Source organism: Anaerococcus sp. (genome assembly GCF_022770135.1).
GTDB lineage: Bacteria > Bacillota > Clostridia > Tissierellales > Peptoniphilaceae > Anaerococcus.
Genome location: NZ_JALEIL010000076.1, coordinates 1 through 8207 on the forward strand (window position 1 = coordinate 1; position 8207 = coordinate 8207).

Annotated in this window: 8 protein-coding genes; 4 read left to right on the plus strand and 4 right to left on the minus strand. The window is 35.3% G+C overall.

What is annotated here, in order from left to right; translation table 11 throughout:
- Nucleotides 1-186 precede the first annotated feature (186 nt).
- Complete coding sequence (locus tag MRZ08_RS03485) at nucleotides 187-729, plus strand: NAD(P)H-dependent oxidoreductase (protein WP_297379273.1); 543 nt, start codon at nucleotides 187-189, stop codon at nucleotides 727-729.
- Between the two features lie 136 nt (nucleotides 730-865).
- Here MRZ08_RS03485 and MRZ08_RS03490 read toward each other — a convergent pair whose 3' ends face one another.
- From MRZ08_RS03490 to galE, 4 genes are all read right to left on the minus strand, one after another.
- Complete coding sequence (locus MRZ08_RS03490; protein ID WP_297379275.1) at nucleotides 866-2533, minus strand: FAD-dependent oxidoreductase; 1668 nt, start codon at nucleotides 2531-2533, stop codon at nucleotides 866-868.
- A 166-nt stretch (nucleotides 2534-2699) separates the two neighbouring features.
- Complete coding sequence (locus MRZ08_RS03495) at nucleotides 2700-3173, minus strand: PTS sugar transporter subunit IIB (protein ID WP_297379277.1); 474 nt, start codon at nucleotides 3171-3173, stop codon at nucleotides 2700-2702.
- Nucleotides 3174-3263: 90 nt separating this feature from the next.
- On the minus strand, nucleotides 3264-4184 hold the full coding sequence (locus MRZ08_RS03500) for a sugar phosphate nucleotidyltransferase (RefSeq protein ID WP_297379279.1): 921 nt from the start codon (nucleotides 4182-4184) through the stop codon (nucleotides 3264-3266).
- The gene (galE, locus tag MRZ08_RS03505) at nucleotides 4181-5212 is read right to left on the minus strand and encodes a UDP-glucose 4-epimerase GalE (protein WP_297379280.1); all 1032 of its coding nucleotides are present in this window, start codon (nucleotides 5210-5212) and stop codon (nucleotides 4181-4183) included. Before galE ends, MRZ08_RS03500 begins: the two co-directional genes overlap by 4 nt.
- Before the next feature lie 354 nt (nucleotides 5213-5566).
- Here galE and MRZ08_RS03510 point away from each other — a divergent pair, with 354 nt between their 5' ends.
- From MRZ08_RS03510 to MRZ08_RS03520, 3 genes are all read left to right on the plus strand, one after another.
- On the plus strand, nucleotides 5567-6838 hold the full coding sequence (locus MRZ08_RS03510) for a sugar ABC transporter substrate-binding protein (protein WP_297379282.1): 1272 nt from the start codon (nucleotides 5567-5569) through the stop codon (nucleotides 6836-6838).
- A 23-nt stretch (nucleotides 6839-6861) separates the two neighbouring features.
- Nucleotides 6862-7773: a sugar ABC transporter permease gene (locus MRZ08_RS03515; protein WP_297379284.1), complete on the plus strand. Its 912-nt coding sequence runs from the start codon at nucleotides 6862-6864 to the stop codon at nucleotides 7771-7773.
- Nucleotides 7760-8207: carbohydrate ABC transporter permease (locus MRZ08_RS03520; protein ID WP_297379286.1), on the plus strand; the 448-nt coding region annotated here is incomplete at its 3' end. The genes MRZ08_RS03515 and MRZ08_RS03520, both read left to right, overlap by 14 nt.

An 8207-nucleotide genomic window follows, 5' to 3' on the forward strand; every position in this document is an offset into this window, starting at 1 on the left:
AAATGTGCTATCCAGCTCATACTGATAAAGACGTAAAGAAGAGGCGTAACCCTTAATTAGGAAGACGAGCTTCAAGGAGGACAGCTACGACCTCTATCTATACAATTATTATCCCATAAGAAAGTGGGATAGAGAACAAAACGTAGTATTTATTAATACAACTATAATATACGAGGAGGAGAAGAAATGAAAATAGGATTATTAGTAGGTTCACTAAGAAAGGGGTCATTTAACAGGAAGATAGCAGAGCTTTCAAAAAAGATTATAGATGAAGGAAATGAAGCGGAAATCATAGATATTTCCTACCTTCCTTTCTATAATCAAGATGATGACGGGGCAAATCCAAAAGAAGAATACACAAGAATTAGAGAAGAGCTTAGAAAGTACGACGGATATATCTTCTTTACTCCAGAATACAACCGTTCCCTTGCTCCAGTTCTTAAGAATGTGATAGATATAGGAAGCCGTGATCCAAAGGGTAACCTATGGGACGGAAAAGTAGCTGCAGTATTTTCTGCCTCAATGGGATCTACTGGAGGAGCTATGGGTAATCATGCCCTAAGACAAAGCTTTGTCTATATAAATCTCATTACCATGAACCAACCAGAAGTCTATATACCAGCTATTCACACACTCTTTGATGAAGAGGGCAATCTAATAGATGGAACAAGGACTTTCGTGGAAGATTCTACCAGAGCCTTTGTAGATTTTGCCAAAAAGCACTCATAAAAATTAAGCCTTAATGGAGGAGAAAGAAATTTCAAATCCACTAAGGCTTTTTTATTGGGTAAATTTAATTTATAAAACGAAATTATACTTTATTATAAGAGCTTTGAGAGAAATCACACAATTTATTAGCTTATCCTTATTTTTCTATAAGATATGATGCCATCATCTTATCATATTTTTCAAAATAGACGAAGGATCCATCGAGAATATAGATATTATCAAAACCGTAATGAGCTAGCATCTTTACTGCATTGGAAGACTTGCCACCATTTGCATCGTAGAAGATAATTTTCTCATCTTTAGGAAGAAAGTCATGGTTCTTTCTTAGATCCTTGCCAGCAAGGGAGATTGCGCCCTTGATATGACCCTTTTCGTAAGAAGCCTTATCTCTTTGGTCGTAGATTTTATAATCCTTGTAAGATGCGATTAATTCGTCGATTTTGACATCCTTAAGCCTTCCTTCGAAGATATTGATAGCTTGGTTGGCTAGGACATTTGTCGCATCTTCTACGGTAGAATATAGGGGCTGGTAGGCAAGCTCTAGGTCGTAGAGGTCATAGATCGTGGCCTTTTGCTTAATCATACTAGCAATCACATCGATTCTCTTATCTACTACGCCATAACCTAGGCCCTGGGCCCCGTAGATCCTTCCATTATCCCTATCAAAGAGCAACTTAAGATAAATTGACTTAGAATTTGGCATAATCCCAACAGAGTCTCTGTGAGCGATAAGAGAGGTCTTATAGGCTATACCTAGATTGTTTAGGCTTTTCTCATTAAGACCAGTCATGGCTATATTTAAGTCGAAACTTCTTAGGGCGAAGGTCCCGATAAAGTCTGGAGGAGTCGCCTCTTTTCCTAAGAGATATTTCGCCAAATATTTTGCCTGTCTATGGGCAGGCCAAGCGAGATTTAGCTTACTCTTTTTCTTGGTAAGGAAGTTTTTTGGATTAATTACGTCTCCTATAGCAAAAATCGCCTCATCACTGGTCCTAAAATTATCATCTACTTTGATAGATCCATCATCCTCAAGCTCAAGGCCTGCTTTTTCTGCAAGGTCACTAAAAGGTCTTGCTCCTAGGGCAAGGATTACAAGATCTGCTTTCTTTTTTGAATCATCATCAAATCTTACATAATCTTTTTCGATTTCTACAAGAGACTTGCCCTCGATAATATTTATATCATTATCCTTGATATTTTCCTTGATAAAGCCCTTAAGGTCCATATCTATGATAGATAGAAGGGAGGTGTTCTTTCTTATAAGCATTGAGATATTTAGACCATCAAGCTTGTGGAGGGATTCCGCAGCCTCTATCGCAACGAAGCCTCCTCCAGCGATGAAGACTTCCTTAACTTCCTTTTCTTCCAAGTATTTTCTGATATTTTCCACATCAACGACGTTCTTTACTGAGAAGACATGGTCGTACTCGTAGCCTGTGATAGAAGATGGTCGGTTTTCCTTAGTCCCAGGGGCAAGGATTAGATAATCGTAAGTCTCCTTAAAACTCTTACTACTTATCTTATCTAAGACTTCTACGTATTTTTCCTCTCTATTTATGGAGATTACTTCATGAAATCTTTCTGCTCTGATATTATATCCCTTAGCGAAAGACTCAGGAGTCCTATTTACAAGAGATGAGGAGTTTTCGATATCATAGGAAAGATAATAGGGAATCTCACAATTACCAAAGGATAAGTCCCTATCCTTCTCAAACATTACTATCTCTACTTCCTCACTAAGCCTTCGAAGGCTTGCCGCAAAAGTCGCTCCTCCAGCAACAGCTCCAACTATAACAACTTTCATAAAATCCTCTCTTTCTATTACTTAGTAAAGTTTTACCCAAAAGGGCAAACAAATACCGATTATATTAAAAATAGGCAAGGAAAAAGCATGTTGGGACTACGAATGATTCCTAATCTATAAATCTATAACTTAAGATAATCGTAAATCTTCCAACATGCTTTAATCTCTAGAATAAGACACTTTCGTCAAGAGCCTTATCTGAATGTAGGGTTCTGATATCTATACTAATATTTTTATCGTGAAGTTTCTTGAAATATTCTCTATCGCTATCTCCAATATAGATATTTTCGTTTATCTTATCTTTGTTAGGAAGCTCTCTCATATTGCCAAGGTTAACTGTATCGATATTAAGACCAGCTTCAACGAGTTTATATGCGTCTTCTGGACTTTCAACAAGGATAAGAGCCTTGGAGTCTTCGTGAGTTTCTTCAATTTCTTTTATAGTTCTATCGATTGTCCAAAACACAGTCTCAGCGAAAAGGGGTGTTGCTATATTCATTAGCTTTTGTGCTTGTCTATCTTCTGAAGTTTCGTCGTTTGCAACAACTATAAGATCACAATCTTCTGCTTTAACCCATTCTCTACCGACTTGCCCGTGGAGCAATCTGTCGTCAATTCTTGTAAATACTATCTCTGCCATTATTTCTCCTTATAATTTCTATTTTTGATTATTTCTCTAATTTATAGACTATATTATAATTTGAAAATATCTTTTGTCAAATGTCTCAATTTAAAGATTCCATATGTCTTCTGGGTAAAGATTTTCTTCGAACATTTTCTTAAAGGAAGCTTTGGCAGGGGAGAGGTCTTCTTTGTAGGTTATTCCTATCCATTTTTCATCTGTTGGAAGTATTGTTATTTCTGCCTTTTCTTCTTCGATTAGCTCTCCTATCATATCTGGTAATACATATTCTGCGCTGTCTAGTTTATCTTTGTTTTTTTCTAGATATTTTATGAAGTGCTCTTCGCAAAGGTCTATGAAAGCTGGGTAGGAGGCCCATAAGTTCATTGATACTAGGGATTCTAGGTTGAGTAGGTCAGAGCCTAGCCCCTCCTTGCTTGAAAGAGTTCCGTCTTCTTCTAGCTTTATCTCATGAGTTTCTATGATATTTGTTAGTTTATTATTACTATCTCCGACAGAAACACCTCTTGTTACTGTTCCGTTATCTGAGAGGGTATTTTTTAGCTTGTAGCCCGCCATGGCGATTTGAAGTTTATCATCTTCCTTCTCGTCATGATTAACTAAAAAGTCGTGTAAATCTTGGAAGACTTCCTTTCCATAGTAGTCGTCGGCATTTATTATTAGGAAAGGCTCTTTTACTAGGTCTTTGGTAGCAAGAACTGCATCGACTGTGCCCCAAGGTTTTTTCCTATCTTTTGGACTTTCAAACCCATCTGGAAGTGTCATGTCTTGGTAGGCATATTCTACATCGATGATTTTTTCTATTCTATTACCGATTATTTCTTTGAAATCTTTTTCTATTTCTTCTCTTATGATAAAGACAACCTTGTTAAAGCCTGCTTTCATCGCATCATAGATAGAATAGTCTATGATTGTATAGCCATTGTCGTCCATTTTTGCTAGTTGCTTTATTCCTGCTCCGTATCTTGAGCCTATTCCTGCTGCAAGTACTACGAGTGTTGTATTCATTTATCCTCTCCTTGTTCATATCCGTTAGGGTTTTGTGATTGCCATCTCCATGAGTCTTCGCACATTTCTTCAATCCCGTTTTCTGCTATCCAGCCTAGAATTTTTTCAGCCTTTTTTGCATCTGCAAAGCATTTTGCTATGTCGCCTTCACGTCTAGGACCTATCTCATAAGGGACATCTCTTCCGCTAGCCTTCTCGAAGGCCTTTACCACATCGAGGACTGAGTAGCCCTTTCCTGTTGCAAGATTTATTATCTCGACCCCATTAAGCTCGTCAATCTTATCTACTGCTAGGACATGGCCCTTGGCAAGGTCTACTACGTGGATATAGTCTCTTACTCCAGTTCCATCATGGGTATCGTAGTCATCACCGAAAACTGACAAGTGATCTAGCTTTCCTATAGCCACTTGGGAAATATAAGGAAGGAGGTTGTTTGGGATTCCTTTTGGATCTTCGCCAATCTTTCCAGACTTATGGGCTCCGATTGGGTTAAAGTATCTTAAAAGAACTACCTTCCATTCAGGATCTGCTGTGTGAAGGTCTGTCATAATTTGCTCCATCATAGACTTAGACCAGCCGTAAGGGTTGGTACATTCTCCTTTAGGGAAGTCTTCTGTGATAGGCACAGTTTCGGGATCTCCGTAGACTGTTGCTGATGAAGAAAATATTATGTTTTTGCATCTTACTTCTCTCATAACTTCAAGAAGTGTTAGGGTTCCTGTGATATTATTGTGATAGTATTCTAGGGGTTTTTTGACAGATTCTCCCACAGCCTTAAGGGCCGCACAGTGGATTACTACGTCTATTTTATCTTTTACAAAAACTTCTTTTAGGCTTTTCTTATCTAGAATATCTGCTTCGTAGAAATTAGGACTTTTTCCTGTAATTTCTGCGACTCTTTTAACAGCAAGCTTGGAAGAGTTGGATAGGTTATCGTATAAGCTTACATTATAGCCTTTTTCTAAAAGCTCTACAGCTATATGAGAGCCAATATATCCAGCTCCTCCAGTTATTAGTACGTTTTTCATGAAATCTCCTTTTTTATTTAACTTATTTATATTATATATTAATACTTATTTATTATCTAGTTATGAGATATAAGGGAAGATAGTGATTTAAATATATGGGATAAAATAACTTATAATCATGGTAGTACCCATTGTTGATTGAATAAGTATATTTGATGTCATTCCTATAAAGATAAAAAAATATATATACGTTAATTTGCTTAAATCAGATAAAATGTATATGAGGAAATCCTTGACTTAAAATCTATATAGTATTATACTAGTTATAAGGTAACTACCATTACTATCTATGAAATCGTTTTTAAAACTTGTGAAAATTGATTTCGTGTCAACTAATAGTTTTAAGGAGGAAATATGAGAACTATTAAGAAAATGTTATTTGCTGTAGCAGCAGCTACTATGTTAACAGGATGTGGTGGAAATGAAAGTAAGGATAACGCTGACAATGGAAACAACAATGGTAAAAGTGTTGTTAGAATGGCTATGTGGAATCCTGATCAAATTGAAGTCATGAAGGAAATTGAAAAAAATTATGAAGAAAAACATCCTGATATTGATATTCAAATTGAAGAGACAACATTTAAAGACCATTTTACAAAACTAGAAACTCAATCTCAAGGTAAAGTAATGCCTGACATTTTTACTATGAATGGTCCAAACTTTGTTAAGTTTGCCTCAAATGGAGTTTTAGAACCTTTAGATGACCATATGGATAAACTTAATTTTAAGAAAGAAGATTTCCCTGTAGGGTTAGTTGATCTTTATACTTACGAAGATAAACTATATGGAATACCAAAAGATTGGGATTTAACAGCTTTATTTTATAATAAAGAAATATTCGATGAAGCTGGAGTAGAATATCCTAATGAAAATTGGACATGGGACGATTTTATTAAAGCAGCTGAAAAATTGACAAACAAAGAGAAAGGAATTTGGGGAACTGCAGCCAAAGGCATGACACAAGAAGGAATTTATGATACTATTCCTCAATCTGGAGGCTATATAATAAGTGAAGATAAGAAAAAATCTGGTTATGATAGTCCTGAAGCTGAGGAAGGGGTTAAGATATGGACAGAACTAATAGAAAAGGGGATATCTCCTGACTTACAAACTTTAACAGATACACCAGATAAGGATTTATTTAAAGCCGGAAAAATAGCTATGGTTTATCTAGGAAGTTGGAGAGTACCAGAATTTTTTGGTGATGAAAGCTTCAAGGATAAAGTAGATGTACAAATAATGCCTTTAATCAAAGATAGAGCAGCTACAATTCATGGACTTTCTTATGCTTTAGCGAAAGATTCTGAAAATAAAGATGATGCATTGGATTTTATGGCATATTTAGCTTCAGAAGAAGTAAATGAACTTTGGGCTAGTAAAGGAACAGTAATACCTGCCCGTAATAGTTCTCTAAATACTTGGGAAGCTTCATATCCAGATAAGAATCTGAAAGCTTTTGTCGATGAATTGGAGTATTCTGTTCCTTATCCAGTAAGTAAAAATACACCTGTATGGAATCAATATGAAAGCGATGCAATTAACGAAATATTCTCTCTAGAGAGACCTGCAAAAGATTCGTTAAAAGATTTAGCTGATAATATGAACTCTGCATTGTCTGAAGAATAGTTCACAATAATTTGAGGTGGGTTATGAAAAACAAGAAAACTAACAAGAAAAGGTATAACTCACAGGCGGTAAAGTGGGGGTATTTAATGATACTCCCCGTTTTACTAGGTCTAACTGTGTTTTACATAATACCATTTTTCCAAAATATATTTTATTCATTTACTGATTTAAATTCATTTGGAGCATGGAAACCAATCGGACTAGATAATTATAGAGAATTATTAGCTGATGATAATTTCTATATGGCACTTAAAAACACCTTTACTTATACAATATTTACTGTCCCTTTATCAATAATAATATCGATGACTATAGCGAATTTATTGAATAAAAATATTAAAGGTATAGGAGTTTATAGAACTTTATACTTTTTACCTGCTGTAACGATGCCTGCTGCAGTAGCCATGATTTGGAAATGGATTTATAATGGTCAATATGGCCTATTAAATCAGTTGATTATGAAGTTCGGGGGTCAACCTAAAGCTTGGCTTGCTGATAGCAACACGGCCTTGGGATCAATAATTATTGTAGGAATCTGGATGAGTTTGGGTATGAATATCATATTTTTCTTAGCAGGTATGCAATCAATACCTAAACAATATTATGAAGCTGCTAAACTCGATGGAGCTAGTGGATTTAAACAATTCTTCACTATTACATTTCCTTTGTTATCGCCAACACTCTTGTTTGTAGTAACAAAAGACTTGATAGGAAGTTTTCAAGTTTTTGATATTATATTCATGATGATTAACAAGACCAGTCCTGCTCTAAGGAGCACGCAGTCTATAGTATATTTATTCTATCAATCAGCGATTGATTTTGGTAGGAAAGGATATGGAGCAGCTGTTGCGACCGTACTTTTTATAATTATAATTGTCATAACATTCATACAAATGACAATACAAAAAAGGTGGATAAATAATGTTAAAAACTAGTAAATTTAAAAAGATTTTAATACATTTAGTTTTGATTATTGGAGTTATATTTACGGTTTTTCCATTTTTATGGATGGTTTTGACATCCTTAAAAACTTTGAGTGAATCTATGGCGATACCTCCAGTAATATTCCCAAGTAGTTTACAGTGGTCTAATTTTAGCGAAGCCTTAAACAAGATAGACTTTATTTTACTATATAAAAATACAGCTCTATATGCGATTTTCACAACTATAGGACAAGTCGTTATGTGTACTATGGCTGGATATGCTTTTGCTAGGTTAGATTTTCCATTTAAAAACTTTATTTTTGTGCTGATTATGTCCGTTTTAATGGTTCCAAGCCAAATATTTTTAGTGCCTCAATTCCAAATAATGAATAAATTGAGATTACTTAATACTATAACAGCTTTAGTACTACCTAGTATGTTCTCTG